The 16,504-nt window shown below is 66.3% G+C and carries 13 protein-coding genes and 2 tRNA genes; 9 read left to right on the top strand and 6 right to left on the bottom strand.

The window, feature by feature from the left end:
• From dnaA to gyrB, 5 genes are all read left to right on the top strand, one after another.
• The gene (gene dnaA / locus A605_RS00005) at window positions 1–1,719 is read left to right on the top strand and encodes a chromosomal replication initiator protein DnaA (protein WP_015399443.1); all 1,719 of its coding nucleotides are present in this window, start codon (window positions 1–3) and stop codon (window positions 1,717–1,719) included.
• Window positions 1,720–2,516: 797 nt separating this feature from the next.
• Window positions 2,517–3,704 carry a DNA polymerase III subunit beta gene (gene dnaN / locus A605_RS00010; RefSeq protein WP_015399444.1) on the top strand — a complete coding sequence of 396 codons (1,188 nt, stop codon included), beginning with the start codon at window positions 2,517–2,519 and terminating at the stop codon, window positions 3,702–3,704.
• 83 nt (window positions 3,705–3,787) lie between these two features.
• Window positions 3,788–5,023 (top strand): DNA replication/repair protein RecF, encoded by a 1,236-nt coding sequence (recF, locus tag A605_RS00015; RefSeq protein WP_027004383.1) that lies wholly within the window; start codon window positions 3,788–3,790, stop codon window positions 5,021–5,023.
• Entirely contained in the window at window positions 5,016–5,627 is a 612-nt protein-coding gene (locus A605_RS00020; RefSeq protein ID WP_015399446.1) for a DciA family protein, read from the top strand. The genes recF and A605_RS00020 overlap by 8 nt, the downstream gene beginning before the upstream one ends.
• Window positions 5,628–5,777: 150 nt before the next feature.
• Window positions 5,778–7,832, top strand: coding sequence for a DNA topoisomerase (ATP-hydrolyzing) subunit B (gene gyrB, locus A605_RS00025; RefSeq protein WP_015399447.1), 2,055 nt, complete (start codon window positions 5,778–5,780; stop codon window positions 7,830–7,832).
• A 93-nt stretch (window positions 7,833–7,925) separates the two neighbouring features.
• On the opposite strand, the gene A605_RS00030 is transcribed toward gyrB, so the two are convergent.
• From A605_RS00030 to A605_RS00040, 3 genes are all read right to left on the bottom strand, one after another.
• Entirely contained in the window at window positions 7,926–8,366 is a 441-nt protein-coding gene (locus A605_RS00030; RefSeq protein WP_015399448.1) for a DUF6918 family protein, read from the bottom strand.
• Between the two features lie 286 nt (window positions 8,367–8,652).
• Window positions 8,653–8,925 (bottom strand): hypothetical protein, encoded by a 273-nt coding sequence (locus A605_RS00035; RefSeq protein WP_015399449.1) that lies wholly within the window; start codon window positions 8,923–8,925, stop codon window positions 8,653–8,655.
• On the bottom strand, window positions 8,922–9,134 hold the full coding sequence (locus A605_RS00040; protein WP_015399450.1) for a hypothetical protein: 213 nt from the start codon (window positions 9,132–9,134) through the stop codon (window positions 8,922–8,924). Before A605_RS00040 ends, A605_RS00035 begins: the two co-directional genes overlap by 4 nt.
• A 125-nt stretch (window positions 9,135–9,259) precedes the next feature.
• On the opposite strand from A605_RS00040, the gene gyrA reads away from it, so the two are divergent.
• The 4 genes from gyrA to A605_RS00060 all read left to right on the top strand — a co-directional run bounded on the left by gyrA (window position 9,260) and on the right by A605_RS00060 (window position 12,475).
• Entirely contained in the window at window positions 9,260–11,869 is a 2,610-nt protein-coding gene (gene gyrA / locus A605_RS00045; RefSeq protein WP_015399451.1) for a DNA gyrase subunit A, read from the top strand.
• Between the two features lie 3 nt (window positions 11,870–11,872).
• Entirely contained in the window at window positions 11,873–12,217 is a 345-nt protein-coding gene (locus tag A605_RS00050) for a DUF3566 domain-containing protein (protein WP_015399452.1), read from the top strand.
• Window positions 12,218–12,316: 99 nt separating this feature from the next.
• Window positions 12,317–12,393 (top strand) — tRNA-Ile (locus tag A605_RS00055).
• 9 nt (window positions 12,394–12,402) lie between these two features.
• Window positions 12,403–12,475 (top strand) — tRNA-Ala (locus A605_RS00060).
• A 385-nt stretch (window positions 12,476–12,860) separates the two neighbouring features.
• Here A605_RS00060 and A605_RS00065 read toward each other — a convergent pair.
• The 3 genes from A605_RS00065 to A605_RS00075 all read right to left on the bottom strand — a co-directional run bounded on the left by A605_RS00065 (window position 12,861) and on the right by A605_RS00075 (window position 16,317).
• Window positions 12,861–13,694, bottom strand: coding sequence for a phosphosulfolactate synthase (locus tag A605_RS00065; RefSeq protein WP_015399453.1), 834 nt, complete (start codon window positions 13,692–13,694; stop codon window positions 12,861–12,863).
• Between the two features lie 23 nt (window positions 13,695–13,717).
• Window positions 13,718–15,115: an MmgE/PrpD family protein gene (locus tag A605_RS00070; RefSeq protein WP_015399454.1), complete on the bottom strand. Its 1,398-nt coding sequence runs from the start codon at window positions 15,113–15,115 to the stop codon at window positions 13,718–13,720.
• A gap of 272 nt (window positions 15,116–15,387) precedes the next feature.
• A complete protein-coding gene (locus A605_RS00075; RefSeq protein WP_015399455.1) occupies window positions 15,388–16,317 on the bottom strand; it encodes a hypothetical protein in 930 nt (309 codons plus the stop codon).
• Between the last annotated feature and the right edge of the window lie 187 nt (window positions 16,318–16,504).

Consider the following 16,504-nt stretch of genomic DNA (forward strand, 5'->3'; position numbering starts at 1 on the left):
GTGGCGGAACAATCGACATCGCTGGTGGACACATGGCGGGAGGTGCTCACGGAGCTGTTGCGGCAGTCCGAGCTCCCGGACTCCGACATACCGACCTTCACCCACCAGCAGCGGGCCTATCTCCAGCTCGCCCGGCCCATCGTCCTCGTTGACGGCTACGCCGTGCTGGCCGTTCCGCACGTCATGGCCAAGCAGGTCGTGGAGAATGACCTGGGCGAACACATCGTGAAGGTGCTCTCGCACCGCATGGGTCGCCCCTGCAGTCTGGCGGTGAGCGTCGAGCCCGAGGCCGCCCCGGCACCCGAGACGGATCCCTTCGCACAGGCTCCCCAGCAACAGCCCCCGACCCAGGCACAACAGCCACCACAACAGCCGCAGTATCCCCAGCAGACTCACACCTCGCCTCCTCCGCAGCCGCAGCAGTTCCCCGGACACGCGGGACATCCCGGACATCCGGTGCAGACGGAGCTACCGGGGATCGGCGAACAACAGAACAACACCGACGGCTGGACGCCCACGCACGCCCCGGCCCACTTCCAGGATGCGGCCACCGTCCGGGAGCAGTCCTACTCCCCGCCGCACACCCTCCCGGACTCGCAGTCCTTCTCCTACCCGGCGGCCCCCACCCCTCCTCAACAGGGACAACGTCTGCCCCGCGAGACCCCGGCGCACGATCCCAACCGGGACAAGTCGCTGAACCCGAAGTACACCTTCGAGAACTTCGTCATCGGCTCATCGAACCGTTTCGCCAACGGTGCGGCCGTCGCTGTCGCGGAGAATCCGGCCCGCGCCTACAACCCGCTGTTCATCTGGGGTGGATCGGGCCTGGGCAAGACCCACCTGCTGCACGCGGCCGGCAACTACGCCCAGGTGCTGCAGCCCGGCCTGCGCGTGAAGTACGTCTCCAGTGAGGAATTCACGAACGACTACATCAACTCCGTGCGTGACGACCGGCAGGAATCCTTCAAGCGGCGTTACCGGAACCTCGACATCCTCATGGTCGACGACATCCAGTTCCTGCAGGGTAAGGAAGGCACGCAGGAGGAGTTCTTCCACACCTTCAACGCCCTCCACCAGGCTGACAAACAGATCATCCTGTCCTCGGATCGTCCGCCCAAGCAGCTGACCACCCTCGAGGACCGGCTGCGCACCCGCTTCGAGGGCGGGTTGATCACGGACGTCCAGCCGCCGGATCTGGAGACCCGCATCGCCATTCTGATGAAGAAGGCCCAGGCGGACGGCACCCGCGTCGACCGCGACGTGCTCGAGATGATCGCCTCGCGCTTCGAGTCCTCGATCCGTGAGCTCGAGGGCGCGCTCATCCGCGTCAGCGCCTACTCCTCGCTGGTCAACGAACCGATCAACCGCGAGATGGCCGAGATCGCCCTGCGCGATATCCTCCCGGACGCCGCCGACGTCGAGATCACCCCGGCGGCGATCATGGAGGTCACCGCGGAATACTTCAACATCTCGATGGAGACCCTCACCGGTGCGGGCAAGACCCGGGCCGTGGCCCACGCCCGTCAGCTGGCCATGTACCTGTGCCGTGAACTGACGGACTTCTCGCTACCGAAGATCGGCGACCAGTTCGGCGGTAAGGACCACACCACGGTCATGTACGCCGAGCGCAAGATCCGCAAGGAAATGACGGAGAAGCGCGATACCTACGACGAGATCCAGCAGCTCACACAGCTGATCAAGAACCGCGGCCGGGGCTGATTCCCAGGTCCGGACCGCCTCCGGCAGAAGCCGGAACAACTGACACCCACCCGCCACCCATTGCCAGGGTCGGCCGGTGGGTGTCGCCGATCCCGGGGTCGCACGGTCGTGGCGCGTCCCGGCCGGTTCTCGACGAGCGCGCAGTGTGCACTGCGGGGTCGTCGAGAACCACATCCGCGACGGACACCCGCCGCCGCCAGGCGGCGGAAAATTATCCCCAGCTTTATTCACACCTGTGTAATTACATGATTGTTATTTCATGAGACTCGTCACGACCCGCGCTCGCGGAACGCGAGGATCAGGCCTGTGGATAACCCCGTTTTGGCTGTGTATCGACGGTGAGTGGATCGATCGGATCTGTGGAGAAAACGGAAGTCCGGGAAGTTATCCACAGACCGGTCGAATTATCCACAGGGATCCCACACCCCGGATCACAGGACGGATCAACCCGGCCACCTTGTAATTCGCCCCTCGGTCCACAGACTGCACAGGCCCTACTGCCCTTACCAACTAATTACTTGTAATCCATCTAGAAGAAAGAGGATGTGGGGACAACTCGAGGAATTCGCTCCCGCCACCGGGCGGCGGGCGGAACGAATTACAAATCCCGGATAAGGATCACCGCTGTGGTTGGGGTACGTTGGAACTTGTCATTCAGGCGGTCTCCCGGACCCCTCCGACTTCCTGGAATTACAAGAAGTCACCGGGCCGGGACGGACCGCATACTCGCGGCGACGGAATTACACGTCGCCGCGTCCGCAAGTGCACGTGTGATTAGTCGAGGAGCACCACCAAGCATGGAGTCACAAGCAGTGTCGTTCCGGGTGGCCAGGGATGATCTGGCCCACGCCGTCGCCTGGGTCGCCAGGAGCCTGCCCTCGAAGGTGACCCAACCGGTGCTGCGCGCCATGATCATCACCGCAGACGACAACGGCCTGGAGTTCGCGGGCTTCGACTACGAGGTCTCCACCCGCGTGCGCATCGCAGCCGAGATCGCCGAGTCCGGACGCATCGCCGTCGCCGGCAAGCTTATCGCCGAGATCGTCAACACCCTTCCGAACAAGCCGGTCGACCTCCAGGTCGATGGTTCGAAGGCGCTGGTGAGCTGTGGCTCCTCCCGCTTCGAGCTGCCGCTCATCCCGCTCGACGACTACCCGCAGATCCCGCAGCTGCCGGAGGTCACCGGCACCATCGACGCCCGCCTGTTCTCCGAGGCCGTCACCCAAGTCGCCGCAGCAGCCGGCAAGGATGACACCCTGCCGATGCTCACCGGCGTGCACATGGAGATCAACGGCCCGAACGTGGAACTCGCGGCCACCGACCGCTTCCGCCTGGCGCTGCGCACCCTCGAGTGGGATCCGGCCTCCCCGGACGTCTCCGCCAAGCTCCTCATCCCGGCCAAGACGCTTCTGGACAACGCCCGGACGCTGGACACCGGAATCCAGGATCCCGTCGAGATCGCCGTGGGCACCGGCGACCAGATCGGCCGCGAGGGTTTGTTCGGCGTGCACACCGACAACCGGGAGACCACCGCCCGCATGCTCGACGCGGACTTCCCGAATATCCAGCCGCTGCTGCCGAAGACGCACACCTCGATGGCCACCGTCGAGATCGCTCCCCTGCAGGAGGCGATCCGCCGCGTCAGCCTGGTCACTGAGCGCAACGCGCAGATCCGCATGCAGTTCACCGAGGGCGAGGTCATCCTCTCGGCCGGCGGCACGGATTCCGGCCACGCCGAGGAGCGGCTGCCCTGCGCCTTCTCCGGCCGCGATGAGCTGATCATCGCCTTCAACCCGGGTTATCTGAAGGACGGCCTGGCGGTCGTGAACACCAACCGGGTGGTCTTCGGCTTCACCGAGCCCTCCCGTCCGGCGATCCTCATCCCGGAGCCGGAGGAGCTTCCGGAGGCCGACGCCGACGGCACTTTCCCGACCCCGGACACCTACTTCACCTACCTCCTCATGCCGGTCAGACTTCCGGGCTAGGCATGCGCCCGTCCACCGGTGCCCGGCACTGCGTCGGGTGCCATCGCCAAGGTCGCCGCGAGCATCCGGGGAGGTGAAACGCCATCCACATCAGATCCCTTGACCTGCGTGACTTCCGCTCCTGGTCCGAGCTGTCCCTGACGCTCGAGCCCGGGGTCACGGTATTCGTGGGCCGTAACGGCTTCGGCAAGACCAATATCGTCGAGGCCGTCGGCTACACCGCGCACCTGGCCTCGCACCGGATCAGCCACGACGCCCCGCTGGTGCGCCACGGCGCCGCCAACGCACGCGTGTCGGCGACCGCGGTCAATCAGGGCCGCGAGTTGACCGCGCATCTGCTGATCAAACCGCATGCCGCGAACCAGGCGCAGATCAACCGGACCCGGTTGGCCTCGCCGCGGGAACTGCTCGGGGTGGTCAAGACCGTGCTCTTCGCCCCGGAGGATCTCGCGCTGGTCCGCGGCGAGCCCGCCGAGCGCCGCCGCTACCTGGATGACATCGTCGCCACCCGGACCCCACGGCTGGCCGGCGTCAAAGCCGACTACGACAAGGTGCTCCGCCAGCGCAACGCCCTGCTCAAGAACGCCTCGTCGGCGCTGCGCCGCGGCTACCGCGACGAGGACGGCGTCTCGGCGTTGGCCACCCTCGACACCTGGGACTCCCAGCTCGCCGGCCTCGGCGCCCAGGTCATCGCCGCCCGCCGTCGTCTCGTCACGGAACTGGGCGGGCACATCCACGGCGCCTACTCCGGCATCGCCCCGGAGTCACGGCCGGCCCGGGTGGACTACCGCTCAACCGTCGACGAGGCGTTGCAGCAGCTGACCGGTGCCGACGGGGAGAATGACACCGGCACCGGAACTTCTGCCGGCGGCGCGGATGAGGTCGCCCTCCTCGAGGCGGCGATGCTCTCCGAGCTGGGCCGGGTCCGGCAGCGCGAGGTCGAGCGCGGCGTCTCGCTGGTCGGTCCCCACCGTGACGACCTCGACCTGCTGCTCGGGGATCAGCCCGCCAAGGGTTTCGCCTCCCACGGCGAGACCTGGTCGTTCGCCCTGTCGCTGCGTCTGGCGGAGTTCTCCCTGTTACGCGGTGACGGCACCGATCCGATTCTCATCCTCGACGACGTGTTCGCGGAACTCGACGCCCGCCGCCGGGAGAAACTGGTGGATCTGGCCGCCGACGCGGAGCAGGTGCTCATCACCGCCGCTGTCGACGGTGACCTACCCGGGAACCTCGACACGGCGGTCGTCGCCCGCTACAACGTCACCGTCCGGGACACCGACTCCGGCCGGATCTCCGAGTTGGAGGCCGTCGATGGCTGACACTCCTGAGGGGCCGGTCGATCCGGTCTCGGCGGCCTTCGAGAACATGCGCGCCGCGGCGAAGAAGCGCGGGGGCCGGGTTCCCGACCTGGCCAACCAGGGTAAGAATCCCGTGCCACGGCGGACCCCCCGCAAGCGCCCCGCCGGGGAGGGCCCGACGTCGGGGGAATCCGGCGGTGCCCTGCCGTTGCGGGGACGCCGCGGGCCGGGGATACGCAGTGGTGCGGACGGGCGGTTTCCACGTCGGAAGATCGACGTGGAGTCCTTCGGATCGTTGCTCGGCGGCGAGATCGCCAAGCGCGGCTGGGAACACGAGATCGCGGGCGGTTGGGTGCACAGCCACTGGGACGAGCTCGTCGGTGAGAAGATCGCGCAGCACACCAAGGTCGAGATGATCAAGGACAAGACCCTGTTCATCACCTGCGACTCCACCGCCTGGGCGACGAATCTGCGGATGATGCAGCGCCAGATCCTGCAGATCATCGCGCAGCGGGTCGGCCCCGACATCATCGCCGAACTGAAGATCTTCGGACCGCGCACGCCCAACTGGCGCAAGGGCCGGCTCCACATCAAGGGCCGCGGCCCGCGCGACACCTACGGGTAGAATTTTGGCGGCGAAAGGCGACCTGGGAATTTCCTCTCTCCCGCGCGAGAACGGGTCTCCGGCGGGAGCGACCCCTCGGCAGGTAGGGGAGTTAAGGGTGTAGAATAAAAAGGTCTCAAAATTCAATTTCGCGAGGAGTACTCGTTTCACGTGGCTACCCCTGAACACAACTACGATGCCTCATCGATCACGATCCTGGAGGGTCTCGAGGCCGTCCGGAAGCGCCCGGGCATGTACATCGGTTCGACCGGTGCGCGCGGCCTGCACCACCTGGTGTGGGAGGTCGTCGACAACTCCGTCGATGAGGCCATGGCAGGCCACGCCTCCAAGGTGGAGGTGACTCTGCTCGCCGACGGCGGCGTCCAGGTCGTCGATGACGGCCGCGGCATCCCCGTCGAGATGCACCCCTCCGGTGCGCCGACGGTCCAGGTCGTCATGACCCAGCTGCACGCCGGCGGCAAGTTCGACTCCGATTCCTACGCCGTCTCCGGTGGTCTCCACGGCGTCGGCATCTCTGTGGTCAACGCCCTGTCCACCCGCGTCGAGGCCGACATCAAGCGGGGCGGCAAGCACTGGTTCCAGAACTTCAACACCGCACTCCCCGAAGAACTGGTCGAGGGCGGCAACGCCCGCGGCACCGGCACGACCATCCGGTTCTGGCCGGACGCCGAGATCTTCGAGACCACCACGTTCGACTATGACACCATCGCCCGCCGACTGCAGGAGATGGCGTTCCTGAACAAGGGCCTGACGATCACGCTCAAGGACGAGCGTGTCACCGACGAGGAGCTCGAGCTCGAGGCCCTGGCCGAGGAGGGCGACACCGCCCAGTCCCTGGACGGCCCGTCCTTCGACGACGTCGACGCCCCGGAGGCCGCCGCCGGTGAAGCGCCGAAGGCCCCGAAGAAGCGTGAGAAGAAGGCCGTCTACCACTACCCGGAGGGACTGGTCGACTACGTCAACCACCTCAACAAGGGCAAGACGGGCATTCACCCGTCCATCGTGGGCTTCGAGGCCAAGGGCGCGGACCACGAGGTCGAGATCGCCATGCAGTGGAACTCCGGTTTCAAGGAGTCGGTCCACACCTTCGCCAACACGATCAACACGCACGAGGGCGGCACCCACGAGGAGGGTTTCCGCGCGGCGTTGACCACCCTCATGAACAAGTACGCCCGCGATCACCGGTTGATCAAGGAAAAGGACCCGAAGCTCACGGGTGACGACTGCCGCGAGGGCCTGGCGGCCGTGGTGTCCGTGCGCGTCGGTGATCCGCAGTTCGAGGGCCAGACGAAGACCAAGCTCGGCAACACCGAGATCAAGTCCTTCGTCCAGCGCGCCGTCAACGAGCACGTCTCCTTCTGGTTCGACGCCAATCCGGCCGAGGCCAAGGCGATCGTCAGTAAGGCCGTCGCCTCCTCGCAGGCGCGCATCGCCGCCCGTAAGGCCCGGGATCTGGTGCGCCGCAAGTCCGCCACCGATCTCGGCGGGTTGCCGGGCAAGCTGGCCGACTGCCGTTCGAAGGATCCGGTCAAGTCCGAGCTCTACATCGTGGAGGGTGACTCGGCCGGTGGCTCCGCCAAGGCCGGCCGTGACTCCATGTACCAGGCGATTCTGCCGCTGCGCGGCAAGATCCTCAACGTGGAGAAGGCCCGGCTGGACAAGGTGCTCAAGAACGCCGAGGTCCAGGCCATCATCACCGCCCTGGGCACGGGCATCAACGAGGAGTTCGACCTCTCGAAGCTCCGCTACCACAAGGTCGTGCTGATGGCCGACGCCGACGTCGACGGCCAGCACATCGCCACCCTGCTGCTGACCCTGCTGTTCCGCTTCATGCCGCAGTTGATCGAGGAAGGCCACGTCTACCTGGCGAACCCGCCGCTGTACAAGCTCAAGTGGTCCAAGCACGAGCCGGGCTTCGCCTACTCCGACGCGGAGCGCGACGAGCAGCTCGAGGAGGGCCTGGCGAAGGGCTGGAAGATCAACACCGACGACGGCATCCAGCGTTACAAGGGTCTCGGCGAGATGAACCCGAACGAGCTGTGGGAGACCACCCTGGATCCGGAGGTGCGTTTCCTGCGTCGCGTGGATCTGCACGACGCGCAGCGCGCCGACGAGCTGTTCTCCATCCTCATGGGTGACGACGTCGCGGCCCGCCGCAGCTTCATCACCCGCAAGGCGAAGGACGTCCGCTTCCTGGACGTGTAGTTCCGCCGCGCGGGAGCGCAGCGTGACAGCGGATGAACGACGCCCCGGTGCCGCCCCTGGAAACAGGGGGCACCGGGGCGTCGTTTCTGCCACTCAGTCCATGTTGCGCTGCAGGATGCGGCCGAGCTCCGGGACGGCTGGGGTGATGAGCTTCGCGCCCTTGCCGCGCAGCGAGTTGTACGCCTTCGCCAGCGCAGGGATCGAGATCTGCTCGGCGTTGCGGTCGGCCACGGACATGAGCGCGTCGACGACCTGGGGGCTGCGGCCGGCGAGGAACTCGCCGAAGTCGGTCGAGGCGTCCGCCTGGAAGGCCTGCCAGTGCGGGTCGAGGTCACCGAGGAGGTCCGGGAGCATGCGGTTGACGCCCTTGGGGACGATGTTGCTGTCGACCTTCCGCGCGGCTGCGGCGGCGCCCTTGATCGCCATGCCGGTGATGCCGGACTGCTCCGAGATCTGGGACTCGACGAAGGCGGCGAGATCGGAGGCGACGGCGGGGCGCTTCTCGTCGCTGAGGAGCTGAGACAGGTCGGACATGTCGGAGCCTTTCGGATCAGGGATACGGGAATGAGTACAGCTTAGAGGGCGGGCGGTCCGCACTGCGCGGGCCGTTGCCGGAAATGCACAGGAAAAAAGCGATCCCCATGGTTCAGAACACCAACTTTGGGTGTACTCAACAACGGGGATCGCTGATGTTGCGGTTCTTCCACCGCAGAAACTTAGTCACACCAAACACACTAGTTAACTGCAACCACAACGGTTGCCAACTTTACACAGTTCACGCATGGCGCGCCAACCATTGCCACGGCCGTTACCGCCCCCGCTACCGGGCGGCCGCGAATTTCTCGTAGACCTCTCCGCAGACGGATGCGAAGGCGTTGTTTCGTCCCGTCAGGGGCTCGAGCAGGCGGACGGCGTCCTCGAGTCCCGCGCGGGCGGCCGCGACGTCGGCGAAGACGGGGACACCGGCAAAGTGCGCCCCCGGGGTGGCCGCCGCCTGGGCCAGGGCCGCGAAGCTGCGCACCTCCACCCGGTTCACGCGCGCGAACTCGTCGGCGATGAGCAGCAGCTGTTCCGGGGTCAGTCCCGGAATCATCGGCGGGCCCGCCGGACGCGTCCCTCAAGCGCCGCGTGCCCGGCGACGGTGTCGCGGGCGAGCTGGGCCACCTCGGCGTCGGCAAGCATGCGGGTGGCCGCGGTGACGATCGCGCGGACGGCGGCCTCATGCTTGCTCGAACCCTGGGCGCTGGCCAGCAGGGTCAGCGCGCGGTCCTGTTCGGAGGTCAGTCGCAGTGTCATGGCCATGTCTCAGTGATACCAGACTGATACCGTCGCGTGCGGCTGCAGGGCTCTGAGCGGCTCTCAACGTGCTTTTGCGGCGATTTCCCAGGTAGGATGGATCCGTCTAACCCCCGAACAAGAAGGTGAGCATGAGCGACGACAATAACGGGGCAGGGGACCTGTTCGACCGCATTCTCCCGATCGACATCAACGAGGAGATGCAGACCAGCTACATCGACTACGCGATGTCGGTCATCGTGGGTCGAGCCCTGCCGGAAGTCCGCGACGGCATGAAGCCCGTCCACCGCCGCATCATCTACGCGATGTTCGACTCCGGCTACCGCCCGGAGCGCAGCTACGTGAAGTCCGCGCGCCCGGTCTCGGACACGATGGGTCAGTTCCACCCGCACGGCGACTCCGCCATCTACGACACCCTGGTGCGTCTGGCACAGCCGTGGAACATGCGTTACCCGCTGATCGACGGCCAGGGTAACTTCGGTTCCCGCGGCAACGACGGCCCGGCGGCCATGCGTTACACGGAGTGCAAGCTCACCCCGATCGCCATGGAGATGGTCCGCGACATCCGCGAGGACGCCGTCAGCTTCTCCCCGAACTACGACGGCAAGACCGCCGAGCCGGACGTCCTGCCCTCGCGTGTGCCGAACCTGCTGATGAACGGCTCGAACGGCATCGCCGTCGGCATGGCGACCAACATTCCGCCGCACAACCTGAATGAGCTGGCCGAGGCGATCTACTGGTTGCTGGAGAACCCGAACGCCGACGAGAAGGCGGCGCTCGACGCCTGCATGAAGTTCGTCAAGGGGCCGGACTTCCCGACGGCCGGCCTCATCGTCGGCGACAGCGGCATCAAGGACGCCTACACCACTGGTCGCGGCTCCATCCGCATGCGCGGTGTGACCGCCATCGAGGAGGTCGGCAACCGGCAGACCATCGTGATCACCGAGCTGCCCTACCAAGTCAACCCGGACAATCTCATCGCCAACATCGCGGAGCAGGTCACCAACGGCAAGCTGGCGGGCATCTCCAAGATCGAGGACGAGTCCTCCGACCGCGTGGGCATGCGCATCGTCGTCACCCTCAAGCGCGACGCCGTGCCGCGCGTGGTCCTCAACAACCTGTACAAGCACTCGCAGCTGCAGACGAACTTCGGCGCCAACATGCTGTCGATCGTCGACGGCGTGCCGCGCACCCTGCGACTGGACCAGATGCTGCGCTACTACGTGGCGCACCAGATCGAGGTCATCGTCCGGCGCACCCGGTTCCGCCTCAACGAGAAGGAGGAGCGCGCCCACATCCTGCGCGGCCTAGTCAAGGCGCTCGACGCCCTCGACGAGGTCATCGCCCTGATCCGCGAGTCCGCCACGGTCGACATCGCCCGCACCGGCCTGATGGACCTGCTCACGGTCGACGAGACCCAGGCCGACCACATCCTGGCGATGCAGCTGCGCCGTCTGGCCGCTCTGGAGCGCCAGAAGATCGTCGACGAGCTGGCCGAGGTCGAGAAGATCATCGCCGATCTGAAGGACATCCTCGCCAGCCCCGAGCGCCAGCGCAACATCGTGCGCGACGAGCTCGCCACGATCGTCGACAAGTACGGCGACGAGCGCCGCACCCAGCTGGTCGCCGCCTCCGGGGACGTCTCCGAGGAGGACCTGATCGCGCGGGAGAACGTGGTGGTCACCATCACCTCCACCGGCTACGCCAAGCGCACCAAGGTCGACGCCTACAAGTCGCAGAAGCGCGGCGGCAAGGGCGTGCGCGGCGCTGAGCTCCGGCAGGAGGACGTGGTCCGCCACTTCTTCATCTCCTCCACGCACGACTGGATCCTGTTCTTCACGAACTTCGGCCGTGTCTACCGGCTCAAGGCCTACGAGCTGCCGGAGGCCAGCCGCACCGCCCGTGGCCAGCACGTGGCCAACCTGCTCGAGTTCCAGCCCGAGGAGCGCATCGCCCAGGTCATCCAGATCCAGTCCTACGAGGACGCCCCCTACCTGGTGCTGGCGACCGCCCACGGTCGCGTGAAGAAGTCCCGCCTGACCGACTATGAGTCGGCCCGCTCCGCCGGCCTGATCGCCATCAACCTCAACGACGACGACCGTCTCATCGGCGCCGCCCTGTGTTCCGAGGATGACGACCTGCTGCTCGTCTCCGAGGAGGGGCAGGCCGTGCGCTTCACCGCCGACGACGACCAGCTGCGCCCCATGGGACGCGCCACCGCCGGTGTGAAGGGCATGCGCTTCCGCGGCGAGGACCAGCTGCTGGCCATGAGCGTGGTGCGCGACGGCGCCTACCTGCTGGTGGCCACCTCCGGCGGCTACGGCAAGCGCACCGGCATGGAGGAGTACACCGCACAGGCCCGCGGCGGTCTCGGCGTGATGACCTTCAAGTACACCCCGAAGCGCGGCAAGCTCATCGGCGCTCTGGCCGTCGACGACGACGACCAGATCTTCGCCATCACCTCCGCCGGCGGCGTCATCCGCACCGAGGTCAACCAGATCCGCCCCTCCTCCCGCGCGACGATGGGCGTCCGACTGGTCAACCTCGAGGATGACGTCCAGCTGCTCGCCATCGACAAGAACGTCGAGGAAGAAGGCGAGGAGGAGGCCGAGAAGGTCGCCAAGGGAGCGGTGGACGGCCCGGCCGAGCGCAGCAAGAAGCAGACGCAGGAGAGCCTGGAGGAAATCGCTGGCGTAGAGTCGGACGAGACCAAAACCGGCGAAGATGTTACCGAGGAGTAAGAAATGGCAGCACGAGATGTAGCCGTGACCAGGATCTCGCCCCTGTCGGCCTTCCGTGTCGGCCTGGCCATGTCCCTGGTCGCACTGGTTGCCTGGCTCCTGGCCGTGGCTCTGCTGTACTCCGGCATGTCCGCCGCGGGTATCTGGGACCAGCTGAACAGCCTGATCGGTGACATCGGTGGCTCCCAGGCGATCACCTTCGGCATGGTCATCTCCTTCGCTGCGCTGATCGGCGCCATCGGCGCCATCCTGATGACGGTGCTCGCCCCACTGGCCGCGGTGGTCTACAACGCCATCGTGGACCTCTTCGGTGGCCTGACCGTCACCCTCCGGGAAGAGGCGGAGTAGGGCCACTGCAGAATGGTCGCCTGGTCGGGGAAAAATCTCCTTCGACCAGGCGATTTGTCATTTATCCGAAGTGGTGGGTAAAGTACATATTCGTTCCCAGGGCCTATAGCTCAGTCGGTTAGAGCGCATCGCTGATAACGATGAGGTCGCAAGTTCGATTCTTGCTAGGCCCACCAAGGAACAATGGGGCATTAGCTCAATTGGTAGAGCATCTGCTTTGCAAGCAGAAGGTCAGGAGTTCGATTCTCCTATGCTCCACAGGGAACACTGCAGGAACCACCCTCCGGGAACGGAGGGTGGTTCTTTTTTGTGGGCCCGGTTAGGGCGTCGGTGGGGTGGGGGAGTGGTTCCCAGTGCTGCCGCTATCAACGTGCAGGTGTTTCCGCCGAAGGCTCGCTCAACGAGGGACTGCGCGGCGTTTCACGTGAAACACTGTGTTCCGCTCGCTCGTGGGCTCCAGCCCGGTTTCACGTGAAACATCGGATTCCGGGCAGGTTCCGCGCCCAGCTGTCGAAGCGTCGCGGTCGTGTTTCCGGCAGACGGGGAGTGAAAGAGGGAACCGGCTTCCGGGGTGAGCCGGAGGTCGGTTCCTTCACGGGCGGGGAGATGCTTTCCCGGACGAGATCCGTTCGCGTGGCCTGTCCTACCGGGGGTTGATCACGCGGCCCCAGGTGGACTTGTTGCCCCAGATGTTCTGGCGCAGACCCTCCAGCTGCAGGATCTGGGAGTGGTCGACGAAGAGGTTGACCTCGTTGCCGTAGTTCTTGACGTACCACTCGAAGACGGGCCCGTCGGAGGCCTCGAACATGACGTTCTCCAGACCCAGGCCGTTGATGATGGAGGCGGCCGCCGAGGTGTTCCACTCGGCGACGTTCTCGGTGATGCCCTCGGACTCGATCATGATGATCGATGCGCCGGCGTTCAGTGCGCGCTTGCCGCGGTCGATGAGGTCACCTATGTCCTTCTTCGACTCGGCGGCGAGCTCCTCGACACCTGAGTCGCCACCGGAGCCGATCTGGATGCCCAGCTCGGGCTTGGCCTTCAGACCGGCCTTGGTCACCTTCTCCACCAGGCGCTCGAGGCCGGAGGTCGGCAGCATGATGAAGCCGGTGGAAATCTCGATCACATCGAAGCCGACGTCCTTGGCCTCCTTGAGGTACTGGTCGACGGCGTCCTCGCCGTAGCGCAGGACGGTCTCAATCCAGCCGCCCGAGGAGACGTAGGCGCCATTCTCATGGGCGATGTCGCTGAACTTGCGGACCTGCTCCGGCGGCAGCAGGGCAAACGAACCGCCGGCCCACTTGATGCCGTCAACCCAGGGGCCCGCGACGTCGAAGACGTCCTGCAGGTGCCGGGTGCCGAAGGTGTTGTAGTACGGGGCGCGGATCTCGGTCATGCCGTAGGTGCGCGGCTTGGCCGGGCGGTGGGCCCGCGGAACGAAGTTGAAGGCGACATCGAAGTCGATTGCGTTGGTCATGGTGGTGTCCTTTCTGTCGGTGCTTACTGGTTACGTTCGTGATTCCGGGTCGGGGAGACCTCGGCGAGGACCGCGGTTAGCTCCCTCACCGAGTCCCGGGACTCGAGGGTGTGGACGATCCCGGCGATCCGGTCGCGCAGCTCCGCATCCGCGAACGGCGCCGTCAGGGCGTCGAACTTGGCGCGGGCCCCGGCCCAGTCCAACGGTTGGGTGTGGAAGCCGGCGTAGGCCGATTCGGCGGTGTGGAATGCCGTGCCGTCGTCGAGGACGATGGTCAGGTCGGCGGACATCTCGGCCGGGAAGCGGCGTGAGAGCTCCTCGTCGGGAGTGATAACGACCTTGCTCATCAGTTGCTGGACGTCGGCGGCGACGATGCGTTCCGGGGCGTACTGCGCCGGGTTCAGCTCCCCGTCGATCAGCGCCACGGCGAGCATCCACGGCAGGGAGTGGTCGGCCTCCTCCTTGGTGCGGACGGTGCGCTTGTCGCCTTCCTCACCGCCACCGATGATCTTGTGGGCCACGTCGAAGGTTTTCAGCCGGATCTCGCGGATGCGGTTGATGTCGAAGCCCACCGACCCGCGGAGCTTGAGCGCGGCCTCCAGGGCCGACTGCGAGTGGATCTCGGCGTTGTACTTCTTGATGATCGTGTGTCGCACGGACTCGAGGTCCTCGGCGGACCAGTCGATCCCGAAGTCGCCGGCGACGGACTCCTTGAAGCCCTTGTTGCCCTCGAAGACCTCCTCCGGGCCCGTGATGCCGCGGGCCGCCAGCATGGCGTAGAAGGTGCCCTCCTTGGCCACATGCGGGTACGCCAGCCCTTTCCAGTGGCTGAGGTTGCCGGTACGGGTCACCCGCAGGGCGACGTTCGCGGTACCGGTCATCGCGGCGGCGTTGGCGATCTGCCCGGCGTCCAGGCCGAGTGCCTTGGCGGCGGCCGCGCCGGCGGCGAAGGCGCCCTGCGTCGTGTGGTCGAAGCCGCGGTCGCGCACCGGAGCGACGTCGGAGAGCCGCGTGTGGATCTGGTAGGCCACGGCAAGCGCGGTGAGGAAGTCGGCGCCGCTGGCGTCGGCGCTCTCGGCCGCGGCGAGGACCGCACCCAGGTTGTCCGACGGGTGGTTCGTCTCGCCCTTGGCGAGGTACGAGTCCATGAAGTCGAGGTACCGGCTCAGCGCGGAGTTGTAGAAGGCCGCCCGCTCCGGCGATGTCTTCCCACCGCCGATCATCGTGGCGGTGCCGAGCCCACCGGCCTGGAGGTCCGTCAGGAGACCGCGGATGGCGACGGTCGGTTCGCCGTCGAGGGCGCCGATGGCCACGCCGAGGGTGTCCAGGACGCGGATCTTGAGCTGCTCGAGGGCCTCCGGACTCATCTGCTCGAGGGAGGCCTGCTCGACGAATTGCGCGAGCTGCTGGATTTCTGTCATGTCTCTACCCCTTTCCCAGGGGCGATCCCGTGCCGGGGTGACCCCTGTCTATGACTTTCAAGTTAGGCTAGCCTCACCTAGCTGCCTGGTTAACAGTATAATCGTACTGTTTTGAATGTCAAGGCCCTGACCTGCATCATTTCCTTCGATGGGGGAGATGCCCGGTGCGCTGCACAGACCACAACTTCAGGAAGACATGAAAAAGCGCCCCGCCCCGGGAGGGGCTGGGCGCTGATCGGGTAGGACGAAGCGCGGCGGGTGCCGCAGCGTGCCTAGGTCTGGTTGTCGTCCGGGTTGCGGCCGATCTTGCGGTCGAACTCGTCCTCGAGCTCCTCGCCCTGGGCCTGCAGGTCACCGAGTTCGGCGGTCTCGCCGGAGCCCTTGGTCTCCTCGGCCTCCTCGGTCACGTCGCGCTCGATCTCCTCGGCGGCCTGGTCGGCGGTCTTCTGGGGGTTGGCGTCGGCGTCGGTGGCGACGTTCTCGGCGTTGTCGGGGGTCTCCATGGTGTCCTCCTCGGGGATGTCGGTCAGGTTCTCGGATCGGTGGGTCTCCAGCTGCTCGTCGAGGGCGCTCAGCAGCTCTTCGTCACGCTCGGCGGGCTCCTCCGCGAGATCGCCGGCGGGGGCCTGCTGACCCTCCGGCGTGCTGGTGGAGTACACGAGCGTGGCGGTTGACTCCTCGGTGGCCGCGCCCTCGTCGGAGAAGTCCTGGACGTGCGGCGGGGTGGTCCCCGGCTCCGGGCGGCGGGTGAACCAGTAGTACAGGGCCGCGATCAAGGCGGCCACCAGGGCCAGCAGGCCGAAGTTCCGCATGGTGTTCCGGCGCTTCTTCCCCTGTGCCTTTTTCGCCTTCTTCTCGGCGGCCTTGGCGCGCCTGGAGGCGTCCTTGCGCAGATCCTTCCGGGTCTTGCGGAAGGCCTTCTTGGCCTTGTCGGCCTCTGCCTGGGCCGTGTCGGGATGGCTGAGATCCCCGCGGGCCTTCTCCAGACGGGCGCGGGCCGCCTTGGTCAGCGCCCCCGCCTCGCGGCGGGATTCGTCGAGCAGCTCGGCGGAGCGCCCCTTGAGGTGATCGAGGTCGACGGAGCCGGCGGCCTCGGCCAGGGTCTCGTAGGCCTCGCGGGCCTTCTGCTCGCGGTGGTCCTTGGCGCGGCCCCAGACGGACGAGGCCGCGGACAGAGCCATCTTCAGGGTTAACGGATTCATGTGACTCCTTGCGCTCGGGTGAGTTGCTCTTTCAGTGCCATCCAGCGTAGCTACGTTTCGATCCCCGCCGCCGGGTTCGCGTCATTTTTCCGGCGTTCTGCCAGCGAGTCTGAAGCGGCTCCCACGCCTCCCGGACCCCGCGCCCGCGGCCCCGGAAAACATGTGGGGAACTCTGCCGGCCACCCCG

Source organism: Corynebacterium halotolerans YIM 70093 = DSM 44683 (assembly GCF_000341345.1).
GTDB classification, from domain to species: domain Bacteria; phylum Actinomycetota; class Actinomycetes; order Mycobacteriales; family Mycobacteriaceae; genus Corynebacterium; species Corynebacterium halotolerans.